The organism is Sulfuritortus calidifontis (assembly GCF_003967275.1).
In the GTDB taxonomy this organism is placed as follows: Bacteria; Pseudomonadota; Gammaproteobacteria; order Burkholderiales; family Thiobacillaceae; genus Sulfuritortus; species Sulfuritortus calidifontis.
The window spans coordinates 1024306-1045473 of record NZ_AP018721.1 but is presented as its reverse complement, the minus strand read 5'-3'; the positions used below and the strand labels follow the sequence as shown (position 1 = coordinate 1045473).

Here is a 21168-nt window from a genome sequence, read left to right as displayed (position 1 = left end):
CCTTCCCCAAATGCCGCCCGGTCAGGGCACGCGTACGACACACAAGGATTGATCGTCGGAAATCCTGCCCATGATATTGCCCAAAACATAGGCAATCAACTGCGGGTGCAGATGGAACAGGCCAGGAAACATGGCCTCCTCCCAGCTGCGCCGAATACCATCGCTGGCGGTGATCACCGTCGCCTTCGCGGCCAGATCGATCACCTGCGGCAGAGGCTGCTTGTATTCCTTGCCCAACACGCCAGGTCCGAAAGACAGCCGCTGCATGCTGTCGCCTTCAATCACATAGGCCTGCATGTCGCCGATGCCATGCAGGGCCAGCTGCCGGCTCTGCAGATCGAGGTCGGCCAGGATGGCCACCGCCCCGCGCGATTCGCGCAGGCGCTCATGCAAGGTTCGCAGCACGGCCTCGGGCTGATCGTGTTCCACGAGGCAGTTAGCCAGATTGGCCGTCGCCGACTGGGCGCTCTGGCCATGACCCAGGCCATCCAGATGCAGCCAGCGCAGACCGCTCCCGGTTGGCTGCAGATAGAGGCGATCGCCATTGAAACGCTCGTCGACCAATGCCCGGGCGAACAGACCTGTGTTGGTTCGGCCGCCGGCGGTGCCGCCATTGCCCTTGCCAAAACGGGCCAGTACCGCCGTGCCGGTCCAGACCTTGCCTTGTCGTTCGGTGCTGGCAGCCTGGGTAAAAATATGGACTTCATCGGCCAGGCGCTGGATGCTGCCCAGCCCCTTGCCCAGGGTGTTGGTGCTGGAGTAGCCGTCCTGCTGCGCCAGCTTGAGGTCGGCAATGCCCGGCCCATAGTCGAGGGCCAGGATGTCGAGGATGGGCCCCGGCTGCTCCCAGACCTGGATCATGCCGCGGCCGCCGGCATATTTGAGTTGGTTGCTCACCATCTCCGCCGCGACCAGGGCCATGTTCTGCCGCTTGAGATCGCTAAAACCAAGGCGTTGGCCAATGGCGAACAGCTTGGAGCGGACCAGGATGCCGGCGGCCTCGTTTTGAACGGCATTGTTGTAATAAAGACGGCAGGTCTTCGCGCTATCGATAGGCAGGCTCATGTCGCGGTGGCTTTGATCACGCACTCGCTGATGCAGCCCAGATGATTTTGCGGACAGCAGATGACCCGGCCGCGGCCGGCCCGCTTGGCCTGATACAGCGCCTCGTCGGCCTGATGGATGAAGGCCTCCAATGTCAAGCCGTCCGGCGTGTCTTGATCGACCGAGGCGATGCCGACGCTGACCTTGCCCGCCATGCTGCGCAGGACCTGGCGCGCCTTGTCGCAGGCGGTGACATTGTCGGCCATGAGCAGCATGGCGAACTCATCGCCGCCAAAGCGGAAGGCACCGTCGACGTCCTGGCGAATGACGCTCAACATCGCCTGGGCCATCTTGTTCAAATAGGCATCGCCGTACTGATGGCCAAAGTGGTCGTTGACCTCCTTGAAATGATCGAGGTCGAACAAGAGCAGGGAGAGCGGCTCGTCGTGCTGACGCATGGCCCGGCGGAAGGCCATTTCGATGCGCATGTCGAAGGCACGGCGGTTGCACAGGCCGGTCAAGGGATCGGTCTCGGCCTGGCGTAAGGTTTCATGCAATTCCTTCTGGCGGGCATCGAGCGATGCCTGTAGCTCGGCCAGCTCGCGCTCGGTGCGGGCGCGGGTCTCATCCAAGTAACGGGCCATTTCCTGGTTGCGTCGCAAGAGGAAGGCGGGATCGGTGACTTCGGTGGATTTCTGTAGCTTGCGGCTAAGCTGCTCGACCTTGCGCGGGTTAGGGTCTTCCCGCAGTTTGGCCAGGGTGATGTTGTGGCCGGTTTCGCAGCGGATGCGCACATCCAGGCCGTCGACCTCGAGCACGACCGGCAAGGGATAGCCGCTGCCGGCACCGGCACCGCGCAGACGGCGAGCCACTTCGACCAGGGCGAGCGACGCCGAGAACGGGTTACCGCCCAGCTCGCCGATGGCCGAGAGCGAAAGCCGGATGAAATGCTGCACATCCGGCTCGATCGCCAAGTTTTGTTTGAAAAGCTCCACTTGTCTCACCATCCCTTTTTGTGTTTGTGCCCCTTAAGTTAATGGTATTTGCGGGGCATTTGAAGCCCGGCGCAACCCGCGCCGGTGCTCGACATCTGCTTTATCTAACTGATTTTATTGGTTTTAATAAAACTGAAAAAACGCTCCGTACGACTACTTATCAAGCGCGGATTTTAATGGATAGCTGTCTATTTTTTGGGCGGCTATTCAGGGTTAGCCCTCTTTTCCCGCCCCAATTGTCCGTCAATCGTTCGCGTGCGCCGCGATAAGGTTTTTCACCGCCTCGGTATCGGCGTCGAGTACTTCATAGCGCTGCGGCAGCGCTTCCAGATTGGCCAGGCTCTGCGGGCGCTCCGGTTCCCTGCCCAGGGCCTCGCGGATGGCATCCTCGAACTTGGCCGGCAAGGCGGTTTCCAGGCAGATCAGCTTCACTCCGGCCTCGCGCCGCTCCAGGCCGACCTTGAGGCCATCGGCGGTGTGGGTGTCGATCATCACACCGTACTTGTCCCAGACCTGGCGGATGGTGGCCATGCGGTCGGCATGGCTGCTGTGGCCCGAAACCAGGCCATACCCCTTCACCTTGTCGAACAGGCCGGCGGGCTTGAGATCGAAGCTGGCGCCGCGGTCGACCGCCTGCCACAGCTCGGTCACCTTGGCGTAATCACGGCCGGTCAGGTCGGCGATGAAACGCTCGAAGTTAGAGGCCTTGGAGATGTCCATCGACGGGCTGGAGGTATGCTGGGTTTCGCCCGAGGTGCGCGGCCGGTAGACACCGGTCTGGAAGAACTCGTCGAGCACATCGTTCTCGTTGGTGGCGACGATGATCTGGCGGATGGGCAGGCCCATCATGCGAGCGACGTGACCGGCACAGGCATTGCCGAAGTTGCCCGAGGGCACCGAGAAAGCGACTTCTTCGTCGTTCGACTTCGTGGCGGCGAAATAGGCCTTGAAGTAGTAGACCACCTGGGCCGAGACCCGGCCCCAGTTGATGGAGTTGACCGCGCCGATGCGATAGCGCGCCTTGAACTCGAGGTCGTTGGACACCGCCTTGACGATGTCCTGGCAATCGTCGAACACGCCGCGCACCACGATGTTGTGGATATTGGCGTCCTGCAGGCTGTACATCTGGGCCTGCTGGAAGCGGGTCATACCCTCCAGCGGCGAGAGCATGAACACCCGCACGTTCTTCTTGCCGCGCATGGCGTATTCGGCGGCCGAGCCGGTGTCGCCCGAGGTGGCGCCGAGGATGTTGATGTCCTGGCCGGCGCGGGCCAAGGCATACTCGAACAGGTTGCCGAGCAACTGCATGGCCATGTCCTTGAAGGCCAGGGTCGGACCGTTGGACAGCTCCAGGATGTAGAGGCCGTCCTCCAGCTTGCGCACTGGGGTGATCTGGCTGAAGTCGGAGTCACTGCGGCCGAAGCCGTAGACCTCGGCGGTGTAGGTCTTGTCGATGATGGCCTTGAGATCGGCGGCGGGGATGTCGTCGGCAAAGCGCGACAGCACCTCGAAGGCCAGCTCCCGATAGTTCATGCCGCGCATGCGTTGAAGATCCGCTTTGGTGAACTGCGGGTACCGCTCGGGCAGGTAGAGGCCGCCGTCCGGGGCCAGGCCGCCGAGCAGGATTTCACTGAAGGTTTGCGCGGGCGACTGGCCGCGGGTGCTGACGTACTTCATCAATTCAATTCTTCCAGACGGATGCGGGTGACCCGGCCATCGATGCTGCCCAGGGCCTCGATCCTGGCGATGGCCGCGTTGACGTGCTTCTCCAGCGCGACATGGGTCAGGATGATGATGTCGGCTTGCTTCTCGCCCTCGGCCGGCTCCTTCTGCAGCATGGCGTCGATCGAGATGTTGAGGTCGGCCAGGATGCGGGTGATGTCGGCCAGCACGCCCGGCTTGTCCAAGGCGCGCATGCGCAGGTAGTAAGAAGTCGCGACCTCGTCCATCGGCAGCACCTTGAGGTCGGTCAGCTGATCCGGCTGGAAGGCGAGGTGCGGCACGCGGTGGTGCGGGTCGGCGGTGTGCAGGCGGGTGACGTCGACCAGGTCGGCGACCACGGCCGAGGCGGTCGGCTCGGCGCCGGCACCCTTGCCGTAATACAGGGTGGCGCCGACGGCATCGCCGTTGACCAGCACGGCGTTCATGGCGCCGTTGACGTTGGCGATCAGCCGCTTCTCCGGGATCAGGGTCGGGTGCACGCGCAGCTCGATGCCGTCGTCGCGCCGCTTGGTGATGCCGAGCAGCTTCACCCGATAGCCCAGCTCCTCGGCGTAGCGGATGTCCTCGCGGGTCAGCTTGGAGATGCCCTCGATGTAGGCGGCGTCGAACTGCATGGGCACGCCGAAGGCGATGGCGGAGAGGATGGCCAGCTTGTGCGCGGCATCGACGCCCTCGACGTCGAAGGTCGGGTCGGCCTCGGCATAGCCCAGGCGCTGGGCCTCCTTCAACACGGTATCGAAGGCCAGGCCCTTGTCGCGCATCTCGGACAGGATGAAATTGGTGGTGCCGTTGATGATGCCGGCCAGCCACTGGATGCGGTTGGCCGACAGGCCCTCGCGGATGGCCTTGATGATGGGGATACCGCCGGCCACCGCCGCCTCGAAGGCGACCATGACGCCACGGCCTTGCGCCGCGGCGAAGATCTCGTTGCCGTGCTTGGCGATCAGCGCCTTGTTGGCGGTGACCACGTGCTTGCCGTTCTGAATGGCCTTGAGCACCAGGCTACGCGCCGGCTCGATGCCGCCGATCAGCTCGACCACGATGTCGATCTCGGCATTGTCGACCACGGCCATCGGGTCGGTGGTCAGGTCCAGGCCCTCGCCGGCGAAGGCGCGGGCCTTGGCCAGGTCGCGCACGGCGGCCTGCACCACGCGAATCTCACGCCCGGCACGACGGGCGATTTCTTCCTTGTTGCGGCGCAGCACGGTAAGGGTGCCGCCACCGACGGTGCCGAGGCCGAGCAGGCCGACATGGATGGGTTTCATGGTTGAAGTTCTTCTATGGGTTGAATCAGGTCGAATGGCGTTTGCGGTAGTTGGCAAGGAAGCGCTCCATGCGCTGGATGGCCTCGCGCAACACCTCTTCATGGGGCAGGAACACGACGCGGAAGTGGTCGGGACTCGGCCAGTTGAAGCCGCTGCCCTGGACCACCAGCACCTTCTCCTCTTCCAGCATCTCCAGGACGAATTGCTGATCGTCCTGGATGGGATAGACCTTGGGGTCGAGGCGGGGGAAAAGGTAGAGGGTGGCCTGCGGCTTGACGCAGGACACGCCGGGGATGGCGTTGAGCATCTCCCAGGCGAGATCGCGCTGACGGGTCAGCCGCCCGTCCGGCGCCACCAGTTCGTAAATGCTCTGGTAGCCGCCGAGAGCGGTCTGGATGGCATGCTGGGCCGGCACGTTGGCGCACAGGCGCATCGAGGCCAGCATGGTCAGGCCTTCGATGAAGTCCTGGGCATGGCGCTTCTCGCCCGACAGCACCACCCAGCCGGTGCGGTAGCCGCAGGAGCGGTAGTTCTTGGACAGGCCGTTGTAGGTGAGGAACAGCAGGTCGTCGGCCAGCGAGGCGAGCGGCACGTGCTTGGCGCCGTCGTAGACCATCTTGTCGTAGATCTCGTCGGCGCAGATCACCAGTTGATGCTCGCGCGCGATCTCGATGAGCTCGCGCAGCACCGGCTCCGGATACAGCGCCCCGGTCGGGTTGTTCGGGTTGATCACGACGATGGCCTTGGTCTTCGGCGTGATCTTGGCGCGGATGTCATCGAGGTCCGGCAGCCAGCCCGCCTCCTCCCTGCACAGATAGTGGCGCGGCGTGCCGCCGGCCAGCGTCACCCCGGCGGTCCAGAGCGGGTAATCGGGCGCTGGCAGCAGCACCTCGTCACCGATATCGAGCATGGCCTGCATGGTCATCACGATCAGCTCGGAGACGCCGTTGCCGATGTAGATGTCCTCGATCTGCACGCCCTTGATGCCCAGGCGCTGGGTCTCGTGCATGATCGCCTTGCGCGCCGAGAACAGGCCCTTGGAATCGCAATAGCCGGCGGCGTCCGGCAGGTTGCGGATGACGTCCTGCACGATCTCTTCCGGCGCATCGAAGCCGAACGGCGCCAGGTTGCCGATGTTCAGCTTGAGGATGCGGTGCCCCTCCTCCTCGAGCTGCTTGGCGCGCGCCATGACCGGCCCCCGGATGTCGTAGCAGACATTGGCGAGCTTCGCGGATTTGCCGAGCGGACGCATTTTGGACTTTCGTTTGCCGGCACTCACGCGCAACCGCCCGTTTCGGTCGACTGGGAGAGGGGTTGCGGATTCTTGAGCATGCGCGCCGGGGCCTTCATCAAAAGGTTTAATTTTACCCGACCGCTTATTTTCACGGCAAACTAGCGGTCTTGAAACCGCACCTCGGGCCATGAAACTGCACCTCGACTCCACCGCCGGCCAGTACGCCTTCACCAGCTATGGCGACGGCTATGTCCTGGTCAACGGCCAGCGCCACGAGCGCAACCTGCTGGTCCTGCCCGACCGGCTGCAGCCGGACTGGCTGATCGGCGGCTTCGAGGATCTGACCGGGGCCCATTTCGAGGCCTTGCTCCAGTTCGCACCCGACCTGGTCCTGCTCGGCACCGGCAGCCGGTTGCGCTTTCCCCAGCCCGGCCTCTATGCCGGCCTGATGACGCGGGGAATCGGGGTGGAAATCATGGACCTGGGCGCGGCCTGCCGGACCTTTAATTTTCTTTCGGCCGAAGGCCGCCGGGTCGCGGCGGCACTGATTATTTAGGGGCAGGCGCTAAGCCGCCTTGGCCTGCACCGGCATGATCTCGCCAAAGCGGCGGATCGCGGTGAATTCCCCGACATCCTTCTCCGGCAGCCGGGTATCCGGCTGGTAGACCGCCAGCAGATGGGCAATGCCATAGCCCCGCGCCGAGCGCAGCACCGGCAGGCTGTCGTCGACCAACAGCGAGCGCGCCGGATCGAACAGCTCCACCGCCTGCAGCCTGGCCCAGAAGCCTGGGTTCTCCTTGGCCAGGCCGAATTCATGCGAGCTGTGGATGGCGTCGAAATGCACATCCAGGCCGGTGCGCTGCATCTTGAGGTTGAGGCTCTTGTGGTGGGCATTGGTCACCAACACCACCCGCTTGCCGGCTGAGCGTGCCGCTTGCAGGAATTCCGGCACGTCCGGATGCACCGCGATCAGGTGGGCGACCTCTTCCTTGAGCGCAACGATGTCGAGTTGGAACTGCTCGCTCCAGTAGTCCACGCAATACCAGTCAAGGGTGCCGGCCTTGGCGTTGTAGCGGCGAAAGCACTCGGCATGCGCCTCGTCGGGCGGCAGGCCGTGCCGCTCGGCGTATTTCTCCGGGACATAGACCTGCCAGAAATGGTTGTCGTAATGCAGGTCGAGCAGGGTACCGTCCATGTCGAGCAGGACGGTGTCGACCCCCCGCCAGTCGATCACAACAGGCCGTCCTTGGACATGCCCTTGCGCCGCAGCATCTTGCGCAGGGTCTGCAAGGCCTCCAGCTGGATTTGCCGCACCCGCTCGCGGGTGACCTTGAGCACCTCGGCCAGTTCCTCCAGGGTGGCGATCTCCTGGTTGTTGAGGCCGAAGCGGCGCTCGATCACCCAGCGGTGCTTTTCGGGCAGTTCCGCCAGCCATTCGTGGACGTAGTGTTCGATCTCGGCGGTGGCCAGCATCTCTTCCGGCATCTCCGAGTTCTCGTCGGCGATCGCCTCGCCGATCGACAGGCTGGGGTCGATGTCCAGCGGGGCGTCGAGCGAGGCGACCCGATCGTTCAGGGCCAACACCCGGCGCACATCCTCGACCGGCTTGCCGGTCAGGTGGGCGATCTCCTCGGGCCCGGCCTCGGGACAGCCGTGCATCTCCAGATGGCGCTGGGCCCGCAGGTAGACGTTGAGCTCCTTGATCACGTGCACCGGCAGGCGGATGGTGCGCGACTGGTTCATGATGGCGCGCTCGATGTTCTGGCGGATCCACCAGGTGGCATAGGTGGAAAAGCGGAAGCCGCGCTCGGGGTCGAACTTCTCCAGGGCATGCATGAGGCCCAGATTGCCCTCCTCGACCAAATCGAGCAGGGTCAGGCCGCGATTGAGGTAATGCTTGGCGATGTTCACCACGAGGCGCAGATTGCGCTCGATCAGGATCTGCCGGGCCTCGAATTCGCCAGCGCGCATGCGCACCGCCAACTCGCGCTCCTGAACCTGGGTGAGCAGTTCCTCCCGGCCGATCTCGTTCAGGTAGATCTGGGTGACGTCGAAGATCTCGTCGAAATCGAATTCGGTTTCGGCATGGACCGGCTCGGTGGTCGGCTCTTCTTCCTCGGCCGCCTCCGCTTCCATTTCAGGATCGACGTACTCTTCGTCCTGCATTTTCCCTCCTGCTTGGGTTTACCCGCTCTTGGGCAGGTAAATCAGTGGATCCTGTGGCCGGCCGAAACGCCGAATCTCAAAGTGCAGCTTGACCCGGTCGCTGTCGCTGCTGCCCATCTCGCCGATCTTCTGGCCTTGGGCGACAGTTTGCCCCTCATGTACCAGGATACGGGAATGATGGGCATAGGCAGACAGGGTCGTCTGGTTGTGCTTGATGATGATGAGTTTTCCATATCCGCGCAAGCCTTCGCCGGCATAGACCACCCTGCCCGGCGCCCCGGCCAGGACCGGGGTGCCTAGGCTACCGGCGATGTCGATACCTTTGTTACCGGCCGCCTCATCGAACCCCTCCAACAGGCTGCCACGGGCCGGCCAGATCCAGGCCGCCACCTCTTCGTTCTCCATCGGGGACTCCGCTTCGACCGGAGGCGGGCTGTTGCGAGCCGGTTTGGCCGGCGCTGTCGCCACACTCGGCTTGCGCTGCGGTAGCAGGCGCAGGCGTTCGCCGGCTCGGATCAAGTTGACGTCGGCGATGCCATTCCAGGCGGCGAGATCGCGGTAATCGAGGCCGTGCTCGAAGGCGATCTTGAACAGGGTGTCGCCCGGCTGGACGACATAGGACTCGGCAACCGGGCCGGCCTTGCGGGTCTTGCCAATCTCCTTGATCGGGGCCAGCCAACGGGTGCTGCCGCATCCGGCCAGCATCGCAGCCAGACCGGCAAGCAGCAGCCAGGCGAGCGGACGGCTCAACTCACCCCAGGCAGCAGGGGCACGAACTTGGCCGCTTCCAGGTCGCTTTCGACATACCCCTCCGGACCTGCCTCCACCAGCTTCAGCCGCTGGTTGTCGCCCGAACCGACCGGCGCCACCAGACGGCCGCCCGGCTTCAGCTGCGCCAGCAGTTCTTCCGGGATATAGGGCATGGCGGCGGCCACCACGATGGCGTCGTAGGGGGCGGCATCCTTGTAGCCCAGCGTGCCGTCGGCGATCTTGATCAGGACATTGGTCACACGCAGTTCGCGCAGGGTGTTACGCGACTTGCCGACCAGGCCAGCGATGCGCTCGATGCTGATCACCTTCTGCGCCAGCTTGGACAGCACCGCGGCCTGATAGCCGCAGCCGCCGCCGATCTCCAGCACCTTTTCCAGACGTTTGCCATTGCAGGCCAGTTCGCAGGAACGGGCCACGGTGTAGGGGCTGGAGATGGTCTGGCCGTAGCCGATGGGCAGCGGCGTGTCCTCATAGGCGCGAATCTGCAAGGCATCTTCCAGGAACACGTGGCGCGGGATGGCGGCCATGGCCGCCAGTACCATCGGATCCTGGATGCCCTGTTCCTTCAGCCGCTCGACCATGCGCGCACGGGTGCGCTGCGAGGTCATGCCGATGCCGGAATGACCGCCGTTCATGCCTCTATCCAGCCCTTGATCATGTCCATCTGGGCATAGCGGGTCAGGTCGACCTGCAAGGGCGTGACCGAGATGCGGTTCTGGGCCACCGCATAAAAATCGGTGCCGGGCCCGGCATCCTGGGCCGGGCCGGCCGCGCCTACCCAATAGACCACCTGATTGCGCGGGTTGACCGCCTTGACCACGTCCTCGGCCTTGTGCCGCTTGCCCAGACGGGTGACCTCGACACCGGTAACGGCCTCCGGCTTCACGTCGGGCACATTGACGTTGAGCAGGGTCGGCTCCTTGATCGGCTTGGCGGCGAAGCGCCGGGCCAGTTCGGCGACGAAATTGGCCGCGGTCTGGAAGTTCTCGCCGCCGACATTGACCAGGGACACCGCAATCGAGGGGATGCCGAGCAGGAAGCCCTCGGTCGCCGCGGCAACAGTACCCGAATAGATGGTGTCGTCGCCCATGTTGGAGCCGTGGTTGATGCCGGAGATCACCATGTCCGGCAGCTCCGGCAGCAGGCCGGTGACGGCCAGGTGGACGCAGTCGGTCGGCGTGCCGTTGACGTGATAGAAGCCGTTGGGCGTCTGCCGCACGATAAGCGGTCGATCCAGGGTGAGGGAATTGCTGGCGCCGCTGCGGTCGCGCTCCGGCGCCACCACGATGACCTGAGCGAATTCGGACAAGGTCGCGGCCAGGACGGCCAGGCCGGGTGCGAAATAGCCGTCGTCGTTGCTGAGCAGAATCCGCATCGGCACGAATGGGAAAGTGGGGAAATTGTGGTCGGGGCGAGAAGATTCGAACTTCCGACCCCCTGCACCCCATGCAGGTGCGCTACCAGGCTGCGCTACGCCCCGAACGGCGCGAATTATATGTGTTTCGCTGCGGCCGGTAAAGGAAATTCCGGCGTGGAATCAGCCGCGCAAGAGCGACAGGATATCGCCGAGTTCGCGCTTGATCTCGGCGACGGAGACGGCCGCTCCGGCAGGCCGGACCACCGGCGCCGCAGGCATGGCCGCAGCCGCGAGCGGCACGGCGACCTCGGCCAGCTCCTCGCTACTCAAACGGTTGCGGGCACCGCTGATGGTGAAGCCTTCCTCGTAGAGCAATTGGCGGATGCGCCGGATCAGCATCACTTCATGGTGCTGGTAATAACGGCGGTTGCCGCGGCGCTTGACCGGCTTGAGCTGGGAAAACTCCTGTTCCCAGTAACGCAGCACGTGCGGCTTGACCGCGCAGAGCTCGCTCACCTCACCGATGGTGAAGTAGCGCTTGGACGGAATGGGGGGCAGATCACTCTGCGGCAGGTGTTCCGGCATGGGCCGTCTCGACCATCGCCTTCAGCTTCTGGCTGGCATGAAAGGTCACCACGCGGCGCGCGGTGATCGGCATCTCTTCCCCGGTCTTGGGATTGCGGCCGGGACGCTGGGGCTTCTCGCGCAACTGGAAATTGCCGAAGCCCGACAGCTTGACGCTGTCGCCGGTTTCCAAAGCGGTGCGCACTTCTTCGAAAAACGCCTCGACCATCTCCTTGGCCTCGCGTTTGTTCAATCCCACTTTTTCGAACAACAAATTGGCCAATTCGGCCTTGGTCAGGGTTGTCATTGTTTTGAAGACTCCATCAAGCGGCGCGCAGGTTCACATTGAAGCGTTCAGCAAGAAACTGGACCATCTTGCCCACGGCCGCTTCGATCTCGGCGTCTGTAAGCGTTTTCTCAGTATCTTGTAATAACATGCTGAAAGCAAGGCTTTTTTTGCCGGCCTCCATGCCTTTGCCCTGGTACACATCGAACAAGGCGATATCGACCATCTTGGTCGGCAGATTGGCCTTGGCCGCGGCCAGTACCTCGCCCACCGGCAGCTCGGCATCGGCCACCACGGCGATATCCCGGCGCACGGCGGGAAACTTGGACATGCCGGCATAGCGCGGGGCCCGGCGGGCGGCCACCGCGACCCAGTCCAGTTCGAACAGGATCGGCGCCCGGGCGAAGTCGTACTTCTGCACCAGCCGCGGGTGCAAACTGCCCAGCCAGCCAATTGCCTGGCCATCGAGGCTGATGCGTGCGGTGCGGCCCGGATGCAGCGCCGGATGTTCGCTCCGCTCGAAGTGCAGGGGCAGCGGATGGAACAGGGCCTCGACATCGCTGCGGATGTCGAAGAAATCGGTCTCGCGCTTGGTCTCACCCCACTGCTCGGGCCGGGCCGCGCCATAGGCCAGGCCGGCCAGCCGCAAGGGCTGGGCGTCGATCCGGGCACCGGCAAAGCAACGGCCCAGTTCGAACAGGCGCAGTCGCTCCTGGCCATGGTTCAGGTTATGGCGCAGGGTCTGCACCAGACCGCCCATCAGGCTGCCGCGCATGGTGTCCATCTGGCTGGCGATCGGGTTGATCAGGCGCACCACTTCGCCGCCGGCACGGAAATCGGCATCCAGCTCCGCCGCGATGAAGCTGTAGGTGATGATCTCCTGATAGCCGCGACCAGTCAGCAGGCACTTGGCCTCGGTCGCCGGGCGCACGGATTCGGCCACCGGCAACAGCCGCGCGGCACCCTGCGGCGGCAAGATGGGAATGGCTTCATAGCCGTGGACGCGGGCAATCTCTTCGATCAGGTCGACCTCGCGCTCGATGTCGAAGCGGAAGCCGGGCGGTGTCACTCGCAGCGCCTCGCCCTGGACCGCGACCTGCATGCCGAGACGACCGAAGATCGCCAACATCTCAGCCTCGGGCAAGTCGATGCCGAGCAGACGTCGGGCCCGCTCCGGCCGGAAATGGACGGCGGCCCTGCGCGGTAGATCGGCCGCCACGGTCTCCTCCAGCGGGCCGGCCTGGCCACCGCAGATGTCGAGGATCAGCCGGGTCGCCCGCTCCAGGGCATGGCGCGGCAGGTCGATGTCGACCCCGCGCTCGAAGCGGTGCGAGGAATCGGTGTTGAGGCCATAACGGCGGGCGCGGCCGGCGATGGCTGCCGGCGCGAAATGGGCCGACTCGAGGAAGATGTCGCAGGTCGCATCGGACACCGCGCTCGCGGCACCACCCATGACACCAGCCAAGGCCAGGGCGCCGCTGTCATCGGCGATGGCCAGGGTGTCGGCTGCCAGCTCGATGGTCTGCTCGTTGAGCAGTTCAAGCTTTTCCCCAGGCTGGCCCATGCGCACACGGATGCCGCCCTTGAGCTTGGCCAGGTCGAAGGCGTGCATGGGCTGCCCCAGCTCCAGCAGCACGTAGTTGGTCACGTCGACCACCGGGTGGATGCCGCGCAGGCCGCTGCGCTCCAGGCGCTCCAGCATCCAGGCCGGCGTTTGCGCCCGGGCGTCGATGCCGCGGATGACCCGGCCGCAGTACCGCGGGCAGGCGCCGGGCTCATCGACGCTGACCGGGAAGGTGTCGGCGATGCTCGCCGCCACGGCCGAGCAGTCGATGTGATTGAGTGGTGCGCCGGTGAGCGCGGCCACCTCGCGGGCAATGCCCAGCACCGACAGGCAGTCGCCGCGATTGGGCGTGAGCTTGAGTTCGATCAGCTTGTCGTCGAGCCGGCGCCAGACGCGGAAATCCTCGCCTACCGGTGCGTCGGCCGGCAGCTCCAGGATGCCTTCCGAGGCATCCATCAGACCCAGCTCCTTGGCCGAGCACAGCATGCCGAAGGACTCGACGCCGCGCACCTTGGCCTGCTTGATCTTGAAATCATTGGGCAACTCGGCGCCGACCAGGGCACAGGCGGTCTTCAGCCCGGCCCGGGCGTTGGGCGCGCCGCACACGATCTGCAGCGGCTCGCCCTCGCCCACCCTGACCCGGCAGACCTGCAGGCGGTCGGCATTGGGATGCTTCTCGGCGCTGAGGATTTCGGCCACCACCACCTTGCTGAAGGCGGGCGCAGCGGGCTCCACGGCCTCGACCTCGAGGCCGGCCATGGTCACCAGGTGTTCCAGTTGCGCCGCATCGATATCCGGGTTGCACAAACTGCGCAGCCAGTTTTCGGAAAATTTCATCTTGCCTGCCCCAGATGCTCAAGCGAACTGTTTAAGGAATCGGACATCGTTTTAGTTACGGCATCACATCGGCAAATGCCGATATGAGCCTCCACTGAAACGATGTCCGCGCTCATATCAAGCAAACTGTTTAAGGAAACGGACATCGTTTTCGAAAAAGAGTCTCAGGTCGTCGACGCCATAGCGCAGCATGGCCAGGCGCTCGACACCAAGGCCAAAGGCGAAGCCCTGGTAGCGCTCGGGATCGATGCCGACGTGGCCGAAAACGCTGGGGTGCACCATGCCGCAGCCGCCGATCTCCAGCCAGCGCTCGCCCCAGCTCATGTCCATCTCGGCCGAGGGCTCGGTGAAGGGGAAGAACGAGGGCCGAAAGCGCACGCGCAGGTCGTCGCGCTCGAAAAAGCGCTGCAGGAAGTCCTGGATCACGCCCTTGAGGTTGGCGAAGCTTGCCTGCTCGTCCACCCACAGCCCCTCCACCTGATGGAACATGGGCGAATGGGTGGCGTCGGAATCGACACGGAAGACCCGGCCGGGCGCGATGATGCGGATCGGCGGCTGGTGGTCCTGCATGTAATGCACCTGCACCGGCGAGGTGTGGGTGCGCAGCAGCTGCCCGCCATCTGATGCGGCGTCGCGTAGCGACTCCACGTTCCCCTCTCCCTCTGGCAGAGGGTTAAGGGTGAGGGAGCCACTGCGCGCAGTGGTGACATAGAAGGTGTCGTGCATGGCCCGGGCCGGATGGTCCTCGGGGATGTTGAGCGCGGTGAAGTTGTAGAAATCGGTCTCCACCTCGGGGCCATCGGCCACCTCGAAACCGATCGTGGCGAACAGCTGCTCAATCCGGGCCAGAGCCAGGGTCACCGGATGCAGACCGCCCACGGCCTCGCCCCGACCGGGCAGGGTGACGTCGAGCGACTCTTCCTTGAGCTGACGCTCGAGCTGTGCGGCCTGGATGGCCTCGCGCCGGGCCTTGAGCAGGGCCTCGACCTGGTCCTTGACCTGGTTGATTTGGGCGCCGGCGGCCTTGCGCGCCTCCGGCGCCAGGGCGCCCAGCCCTTTCATCTGCTCGGTGATCAGGCCGCTCTTGCCCAAAAACCGGGCCTTGGCCTGATCCAGGGCGGGCAGGCTCTCGGCCGCGGCGAAGGCGGCCTGCGCCTCGCCAAGAATCTCGTCCAACTTGCTCATATCGGGCTCTGCAAAATAAGGTAATTCCTAACGAATCTGGACCAATTTTGGGCTGATATCCTGGATGCTGGTGGTCTTGAGAAGCTTGACCAGCAAGGGTTTCAGGTCATCAGTCCGGTGGTTGAAACGGTAACAAACTTCCCCAAGGTAAAGATGGAAGTATTTGCGAGGCACTCCCCGGTAAGGATACAACCAGTTCTTGGCATAGCTCCAGAAGCCCTCGATGCCGTTGATATGGTCCCGCCCCACCGGCTTGCCTTTCTCCTTGCGGATCACCACGTGCTCACCCCGCAGCTTCAGTGTCGCGTAAGCTTGCCACTCGTCGGTGTAGTACAACGCGCCCTCCCGGGTATGGGCCTGGATGTGGCGCATCACCTCTGCCCGGCTGTGAGCCGCGATCGGCATCGCCTTGACTTGGCCGTTGCGCTTGACGATGCCAAACACGATCACTTTGCCGACCGCACCCCAGCCCCGTTTGCCGTGCCGAGCCCCGCCAAATGTGGTCTCGTCGCATTCGACCGCCCCGGCAAAGGGTTCTCGGAACTCCTCCGCCCACGCCATGCAAGCACGCACCAGCCGGTAAAAGCGTTCGATCGCCGGCGCACTGGCCAAGGCGCCGAAGCGCTGCCGGTAAACCGGCACGCCCCAAACGAAGCGACGCAGCAGTTCGTGCTTGGTGGCGTCGCTCAGCCGGCTGGCCGACCACGCGCTACGCCAGCGAAAGCGATGGCCGCAGCGTTTGCATTTGTGGCGGCCATCAGCCAACTGATACAGTCGACTGTAGCCACAACCAGGGCATTTCTTCATGACCAAATCCTTCCAGATTTGGTCCAGTTTGGTTAGGTATTACCCAAAATAAAAGGGAGGCCTGGTGAGAGGCCTCCCTTCTTTTGGGTTTGGGGTGTGGCTTAAGCCCCCAGGCTGGCCTTGGCCTGCTCAACCACCTTGGCGAACGCCGGCTGATCGAACACGGCCATGTCGGCCAGGACCTTGCGGTCGATCTCGATCGAGGCCTTCTTCAGACCGTTCATGAACTGGCTGTAGTTCATCTCGACGCCCATCTCGCGTACCGCCGCGTTGATCCGGGCGATCCACAGGGCGCGGAATTGGCGCTTGCGCTGGCGACGGTCACGGTAGGCGTACTGGCCCGCCTTCATCACCGCTTCTTTGGCGACGCGGAAGACGTTACCACGACGACCACGGTAGCCTTTGGCCGCGTCCATCACCTTCTTGTGATGGGCGCGGGCGACGGTTCCACGTTTAACTCGAGGCATGGTTCAACTCCTTAGGCGTAGGGCAGCATGGCACGGACATGACCCACGTCCACGGCGGCGACGCCGCCCATGCCACGCAGGTTGCGCTTGCGCTTGGTGCTTTTCTTGGTGAGGATGTGGCGCAGATAAGCATGACTGCGCTTGACGCTGCCACTGCCACGCACGCGGAAGCGCTTTTTCGCCCCGCTCTTGGTCTTCATCTTGGGCATGTGAATGCTCCTAACTCTTGGATGCCTGCAGGTGACCCCCAGCTGCGGGGATGCTTGACCGACCTGTCGGCACTTGTCCGATGCGGATATTTACGAGGCCCGCATCAAGCCTCTTAAATCTGGATTCCCACCTTCGCGGGAATGACTTGGCTATGCCAAGTCACTTTTTCTTCTTCGGCGACATCACCATCACCATCTGGCGGCCTTCCAGCTTGGGGAACTGCTCCACCGCCCCCAGCTCGGCCAGATCGGTCTCGATCCGCTTGAGCTGCGCCACGCCGAATTCCTGGTGGGCCATTTCACGACCGCGGAAGCGCAAGGTCACTTTCACCTTGTCGCCCTCCTCCAGAAAGCGCGTCATGTTGCGCAGCTTGATCTGGTAGTCGTTCTCATCGGTGCCTGGCCGGAATTTGACTTCCTTGACCTGGATTTGCTTCTGCTTGAGCTTGGCTTCGTGCTGCTTCTTCTGTTCCTGGTATTTGTATTTGCCGTAATCCATGATCCGGCAAACCGGAGGCGCCGCCGTCGGCGCAATCTCCACCAGGTCCAGCTCGGCGTCTTCCGCCTTGAGCATCGCCTCTCTCAGACTCACGACGCCGAGCTGTTCGCCGTCGCTCCCGATCAATCGAACCTCGGGCGCATCGATCTCGCCGTTGATCCGCAGCTCTTTTTCCTGTGCTATCGCCAAGCTCCTGAAAAATTTACCAAATGCTAAGGGCGCCCGATCAGGCGCCCTTCAGCTCCTGCCGCAGTCGGGCGATCAGCTCGTCCAGGCCCATCTGGCCCAGGTCTTCGCCGCCGCGAACGCGTACAGCCACTTTGCCCTCCGCCCGTTCCTTGTCGCCGACAACCAGCTGATAAGGCACGCGCTGCATGGAGTGCTCGCGGATTTTATAGGTAATCTTTTCGTTTCTCAAGTCCGAAATGACCCTGAATCCTTGTTTTTTAAGGGCTTCTTGCACCTGCCCGGCGTATTCGGCCTGGCCGTCGGTGATATTCATGACCACCGCCTGCACCGGCGCCAGCCAGAGCGGGAAATTGCCGGCATAGTGCTCGATCAGGATGCCGATGAAGCGCTCCATGGAACCGACGATGGCCCGGTGCAGCATGACCGGGGGCTTGCGCGAGTTGTCCTCGGCCACGTATTCGGCGCCCAGGCGCACCGGCAGGTTGAAGTCGAGCTGAATGGTGCCGCACTGCCAGAGCCGGCCCAGGCTGTCTTTCAGGGTGAACTCGATCTTGGGTCCATAGAAGGCGCCCTCGCCCGGCTGCAGGTCGTAGGCCAGGCCGTTCTGGCTCAGGGCGGCGGCCAGCGCGGTCTCGGCCTTGTCCCAGGTCTCGTCCGAGCCGACCCGCTTCTCCGGCCGGGTGGACAGCTTGACCAGCACGTCGTGGAAGCCGAAATCGGCATAGACCGCCTGCAGCATCTTGATGAAGTCGGACACCTCGGCCTGCACCTGTTCCTCGGTGCAGAAGATGTGGGCGTCGTCCTGGACGAAGGCGCGCACCCGCATCAGGCCATGCAGCGAGCCGGACGGCTCGTTGCGGTGGCAGGAGCCGAACTCGGCCAGGCGCAGCGGCAGGTCGCGGTAGGAGTGCAGGCCGTGGTTGAAGATCTGCACATGGCCCGGACAGTTCATCGGCTTGACCGCGTAGTCGCGGTTCTCCGAGGCCGTGGTGAACATGTTCTCGCGGTAGTTGTCCCAGTGGCCAGACTTCTCCCACAGGCTGCGGTCCATCACGGTCGGGGTCCTGACCTCCTGATAGCCGTACTCGCGGAATTTGTTCCGCATGTACTGCTCGATCTCCTGCCAGATCACCCAGCCGTGCGGGTGCCAGAACACCATGCCTGGCGCCTCGTCCTGCATGTGAAACAGGTCGAGCTGCTTGCCCAGCTTGCGGTGATCGCGCTTTTCCGCCTCTTCCAGGCGGTGCAGATAGGCCTCCAGGTCTTCCTTCCTGGCCCAGGCCGTGCCGTAGATGCGCTGCAGCATCTCGTTGTTCGAATCGCCGCGCCAATAGGCCCCGGCCACCTTCATCAGCTTGAACACCTTGAGCTTGCCGGTGGAGGGCACGTGCGGGCCGCGGCAAAGATCGACGAAGTCGCCCTCGCGGTAGAGCGAAATGGTCTGGCCGGCGGGGATGCTGGCGATGATCTCGGCCTTGTAGTGCTCGCCGATCGATTTGAAGAACTCGACCGCCTTGTCGCGCTCCCATTCCTCCCGCACCACCGGGATGTCCCGCTTGGCCAGCTCGGCCATGCGCTTTTCGATGGCGGCCAGGTCTTCCGGAGTGAAGGGACGCTTGTAGGCGAAATCGTAATAGAAGCCGTCTTCGATCACCGGACCGATGGTGACCTGGGCCTCGGGGTAGAGCTCCTTCACCGCGTAGGCCATGAGATGGGCCATGGAATGGCGGATCAGCTCCAGCCCCTCGGCGTCCTTGTCGGTGACGATGGCCAGATCGGCATCCTGCTCGATGCGGTAGGAGGTATCGACCAGCTGGCCGTTGACCTTGCCGGCCAGGGCGGCCCGGGCCAGGCCGGCGCCGATGCTGGCCGCCACCTGGGCCACGGTCACCGGCTCGTCGAACCTGCGCTCGGAGCCATCGGGAAGACGGATAACGGGCATCGTGCCAACCCCCTAAAACAACAAAAGCCAGAAGAATCTGGCTTTTGGATGTAGCTGGTAGGCGCGATTGGACTCGAACCAACGACCCCCACCATGTCAAGGTGATGCTCTAACCAGCTGAGCTACGCGCCTAAAGAGGTCGGCATTGTATACGGTCACATGAGGCAGGGCAATCGTCATTTGCATAAAGCGAAACAACTCTCGCTTGCCGGCACCTGCGGGCCGACGTTAAATCTAGCCACAAACCTATCCGAGGAGCCCACCCACATGCTCAGTAAAAACCAGACCGCGCCCGGCTTTGCCTGCGCCGACCAGGACGGTCAAATGGTCGATCTTGCCGACTTCAAAGGCAGCAAGCACGTGGTCCTGTATTTCTATCCCAAGGACGACACGCCTGGCTGCACCATCGAGGCCAACCAGTTCACCGCCCTGATCCAAGAATTCGACAAGCTCGACACCGTGGTGCTCGGCGTCAGCAAGGATTCCTGCGAGAGCCACCGGGCCTTCATCGGCAAGTTCGGGCTCAAGGTGCGGCTGCTGGCCGACACCACGGGCGAGCTGTGCGAGCGCTACGGCGTCTGGCAGCTGAAGGAAAAGAACGGCGAGAAGAAGCCGGGCATCGTCCGCTCCACCTTCATCATCGACAAGGCCGGCCGGCTGGCCGACGTCGAATACCACGTCAGCCCCGACGGCCATGCCCAGGCCGTGCTGGAGAAGATCAGGGCCCTATGAGGCCCGCCGCAGCGCTGCCCGACGGCCGCGCTGCACGTCGATGCCGAGCAACAAGACCAGGCCGGCCAGGAAATAGATGCCGGTGAACAGCATGGCCAGGCGGTGGTTGCCGCCGCTAGCCCAGGCCGCCGCACCGTAGGTCATGGGGCCGAGGATGGACGAGAGCTTCACCGCCAGACCCCACAGGCCGAAGAACTCGGCCCGGCGCGCGGCCGGGCTGAGATAACCGACGAAGGCGCGGCCGGCCGATTGCGAGGCCCCCAGGCACAGGCCCGCGACATTGGCCGCCAGCCAGAACCGGCCGGGCTCGGTCGCGCTATAGGCCAGGGCGACCATCAGCAGCCAGCCCAGCAAGGTGATACCGATCGCGCGCTTGTGGCCGATGCGGTCCTGCACGTAGCCGAAGCCGAGGGCGCCGATGGCGGCGGTGACGTTGACCACCAGGATCAGCTGGATGGTCTCCTTGGTGTCGAACTGCATGGCCTGCTGGGCGTAGATGGCGGCCAGGGCGATCACGGCCTGGATGCCGGCCTGATAGAACACGATGCAGACCAGGAAGCGGAACAGGTCGCGATACCGCAGGACATGCGCCAGGCTGTCGGCCACCCGGCGGAAGGCATCGCGGGCGAAGCCGGCGGCCCGAGCCTGGGGCAGCGCCCGCTCGCGCAAGAACAGGAAGGTCGGCAAGGCACAGAGGGCGAACAGGCCGGCGGTGAGGAACATCACCCCAGGCACGAAGTCCTGCGCAGCGCCGCCGGCCGCCTGCACCTGGCTGACATAGGCCAGGGCGAGCGCCAAAACCAACAGCCCGCCGAAATAACCGACACCCCAGCCCCAACCCGAGACCCGACCCATGGCCCGGCCGCGGGCCAGTTCCGGCAGGAAGGCGGCAATCAGGTTCTCGCCGGTGCCGAAGAAGAAGTTGGACAGCGCGATCAGCACCATGGCCAAGGCCACCTCGCCCGGGCTCGGCCAGGCCAGCAGGGCGGTGCCGGCCACACAACCGATGGTGGACAGCAGCAATAATCTCTTCTTGGCGCCGTGTCGGTCGGCATAGGCCCCGAGCAAGGGACCGGTCACCATGATCGCCGCATAGGACACGGCCAGCGCCGCGCTCCAGGCGAAGCTGGCCCAGGCGGCGTTGGCCGCGATCGCCGCGACGAAGAAGGCGTTGTAGACCGCGGTGATCACCACCGTCGTGTAGCCGGAATTGGCGAAGTCGTACATGGCCCAGGCCCAGACCTCGCGCCTTTTCACCCCGGGATTGAGGGCGCCCGCCCGATTCGATGCCAAAGAAATGCCTCCGAACGCGTAAAATAGCCGCCATTCTGAA

General features: G+C 63.9%; 22 protein-coding genes and 2 tRNA genes. 2 read left to right on the top strand and 22 right to left on the bottom strand.

All coding sequences use genetic code 11. The features are described from left to right. Nucleotides 1-21 precede the first annotated feature (21 nt). From EL388_RS05495 to EL388_RS05475, 5 genes are all read right to left on the bottom strand, one after another. Nucleotides 22-1065: an ATP-binding protein gene (locus EL388_RS05495; RefSeq protein WP_126460780.1), complete on the bottom strand. Its 1044-nt coding sequence runs from the start codon at nt 1063-1065 to the stop codon at nt 22-24. Then, nucleotides 1062-2039, bottom strand: a complete 978-nt coding sequence (locus tag EL388_RS05490) for a GGDEF domain-containing protein (protein ID WP_172599383.1) — start codon at nt 2037-2039, stop codon at nt 1062-1064. Before EL388_RS05490 ends, EL388_RS05495 begins: the two co-directional genes overlap by 4 nt. A 243-nt stretch (nt 2040-2282) precedes the next feature. Continuing rightward, nucleotides 2283-3716 (bottom strand): threonine synthase, encoded by a 1434-nt coding sequence (gene thrC / locus EL388_RS05485; protein WP_126460774.1) that lies wholly within the window; start codon nt 3714-3716, stop codon nt 2283-2285. Continuing rightward, on the bottom strand, nt 3716-5026 hold the full coding sequence (locus EL388_RS05480; protein WP_126460771.1) for a homoserine dehydrogenase: 1311 nt from the start codon (nt 5024-5026) through the stop codon (nt 3716-3718). The genes thrC and EL388_RS05480 overlap by 1 nt, the downstream gene beginning before the upstream one ends. A 25-nt stretch (nt 5027-5051) precedes the next feature. After that, a complete protein-coding gene (locus EL388_RS05475) occupies nt 5052-6278 on the bottom strand; it encodes a pyridoxal phosphate-dependent aminotransferase (RefSeq protein ID WP_126460768.1) in 1227 nt (408 codons plus the stop codon). A gap of 169 nt (nt 6279-6447) precedes the next feature. Between EL388_RS05475 and EL388_RS05470 the strand changes: the two genes are divergently transcribed. Continuing rightward, entirely contained in the window at nt 6448-6816 is a 369-nt protein-coding gene (locus EL388_RS05470) for an Mth938-like domain-containing protein (RefSeq protein WP_126460765.1), read from the top strand. Nucleotides 6817-6825: 9 nt separating this feature from the next. On the opposite strand, the gene yrfG is transcribed toward EL388_RS05470, so the two are convergent. The 16 genes from yrfG to EL388_RS05390 form a co-directional block, all read right to left on the bottom strand. Next, complete coding sequence (yrfG, locus tag EL388_RS05465; RefSeq protein ID WP_126460762.1) at nt 6826-7494, bottom strand: GMP/IMP nucleotidase; 669 nt, start codon at nt 7492-7494, stop codon at nt 6826-6828. Next, nucleotides 7491-8426: an RNA polymerase sigma factor RpoS gene (gene rpoS / locus EL388_RS05460; RefSeq protein WP_232019191.1), complete on the bottom strand. Its 936-nt coding sequence runs from the start codon at nt 8424-8426 to the stop codon at nt 7491-7493. The genes yrfG and rpoS overlap by 4 nt, the downstream gene beginning before the upstream one ends. A gap of 18 nt (nt 8427-8444) precedes the next feature. Next, nucleotides 8445-9176 (bottom strand): peptidoglycan DD-metalloendopeptidase family protein, encoded by a 732-nt coding sequence (locus EL388_RS05455; RefSeq protein WP_232019190.1) that lies wholly within the window; start codon nt 9174-9176, stop codon nt 8445-8447. Beyond that, nucleotides 9173-9832 carry a protein-L-isoaspartate(D-aspartate) O-methyltransferase gene (locus tag EL388_RS05450; RefSeq protein ID WP_126460759.1) on the bottom strand — a complete coding sequence of 220 codons (660 nt, stop codon included), beginning with the start codon at nt 9830-9832 and terminating at the stop codon, nt 9173-9175. Before EL388_RS05450 ends, EL388_RS05455 begins: the two co-directional genes overlap by 4 nt. Continuing rightward, nucleotides 9829-10572: a 5'/3'-nucleotidase SurE gene (gene surE / locus EL388_RS05445; RefSeq protein WP_126460756.1), complete on the bottom strand. Its 744-nt coding sequence runs from the start codon at nt 10570-10572 to the stop codon at nt 9829-9831. The genes EL388_RS05450 and surE overlap by 4 nt, the downstream gene beginning before the upstream one ends. A 28-nt stretch (nt 10573-10600) precedes the next feature. After that, nucleotides 10601-10677: transfer RNA gene (locus EL388_RS05440), tRNA-Pro, on the bottom strand. Between the two features lie 57 nt (nt 10678-10734). Next, on the bottom strand, nt 10735-11139 hold the full coding sequence (locus EL388_RS05435) for a MerR family transcriptional regulator (protein WP_126460753.1): 405 nt from the start codon (nt 11137-11139) through the stop codon (nt 10735-10737). Beyond that, complete coding sequence (locus EL388_RS05430) at nt 11114-11425, bottom strand: integration host factor subunit alpha (protein WP_126460750.1); 312 nt, start codon at nt 11423-11425, stop codon at nt 11114-11116. The genes EL388_RS05435 and EL388_RS05430 overlap by 26 nt, the downstream gene beginning before the upstream one ends. Nucleotides 11426-11441: 16 nt before the next feature. After that, a complete protein-coding gene (pheT, locus tag EL388_RS05425; protein WP_126460747.1) occupies nt 11442-13805 on the bottom strand; it encodes a phenylalanine--tRNA ligase subunit beta in 2364 nt (787 codons plus the stop codon). A 117-nt stretch (nt 13806-13922) separates the two neighbouring features. Beyond that, on the bottom strand, nt 13923-14990 hold the full coding sequence (pheS, locus tag EL388_RS05420) for a phenylalanine--tRNA ligase subunit alpha (protein ID WP_126460745.1): 1068 nt from the start codon (nt 14988-14990) through the stop codon (nt 13923-13925). Nucleotides 14991-15017: 27 nt separating this feature from the next. Then, nucleotides 15018-15797 (bottom strand): IS1595 family transposase, encoded by a 780-nt coding sequence (locus EL388_RS05415; RefSeq protein ID WP_197721789.1) that lies wholly within the window; start codon nt 15795-15797, stop codon nt 15018-15020. A gap of 101 nt (nt 15798-15898) precedes the next feature. Further along, nucleotides 15899-16264, bottom strand: coding sequence for a 50S ribosomal protein L20 (gene rplT, locus EL388_RS05410; RefSeq protein WP_126460742.1), 366 nt, complete (start codon nt 16262-16264; stop codon nt 15899-15901). An 11-nt stretch (nt 16265-16275) separates the two neighbouring features. Continuing rightward, the gene (rpmI, locus tag EL388_RS05405) at nt 16276-16473 is read right to left on the bottom strand and encodes a 50S ribosomal protein L35 (protein WP_126460739.1); all 198 of its coding nucleotides are present in this window, start codon (nt 16471-16473) and stop codon (nt 16276-16278) included. A 160-nt stretch (nt 16474-16633) separates the two neighbouring features. Next, nucleotides 16634-17161, bottom strand: coding sequence for a translation initiation factor IF-3 (gene infC / locus EL388_RS05400; RefSeq protein ID WP_126460736.1), 528 nt, complete (start codon nt 17159-17161; stop codon nt 16634-16636). A gap of 37 nt (nt 17162-17198) precedes the next feature. Next, the gene (gene thrS / locus EL388_RS05395; RefSeq protein ID WP_126460734.1) at nt 17199-19103 is read right to left on the bottom strand and encodes a threonine--tRNA ligase; all 1905 of its coding nucleotides are present in this window, start codon (nt 19101-19103) and stop codon (nt 17199-17201) included. Nucleotides 19104-19158: 55 nt separating this feature from the next. Next, nucleotides 19159-19235 (bottom strand) — tRNA-Val (locus tag EL388_RS05390). 135 nt (nt 19236-19370) lie between these two features. Between EL388_RS05390 and EL388_RS05385 the strand changes: the two genes are divergently transcribed. Beyond that, nucleotides 19371-19835, top strand: a complete 465-nt coding sequence (locus tag EL388_RS05385; RefSeq protein ID WP_126460731.1) for a peroxiredoxin — start codon at nt 19371-19373, stop codon at nt 19833-19835. On the opposite strand, the gene EL388_RS05380 is transcribed toward EL388_RS05385, so the two are convergent. Then, nucleotides 19830-21128: an MFS transporter gene (locus EL388_RS05380; RefSeq protein WP_338057668.1), complete on the bottom strand. Its 1299-nt coding sequence runs from the start codon at nt 21126-21128 to the stop codon at nt 19830-19832. The two genes, EL388_RS05385 and EL388_RS05380, sit on opposite strands and share 6 nt — an antisense overlap. Nucleotides 21129-21168: the final 40 nt, after the last annotated feature.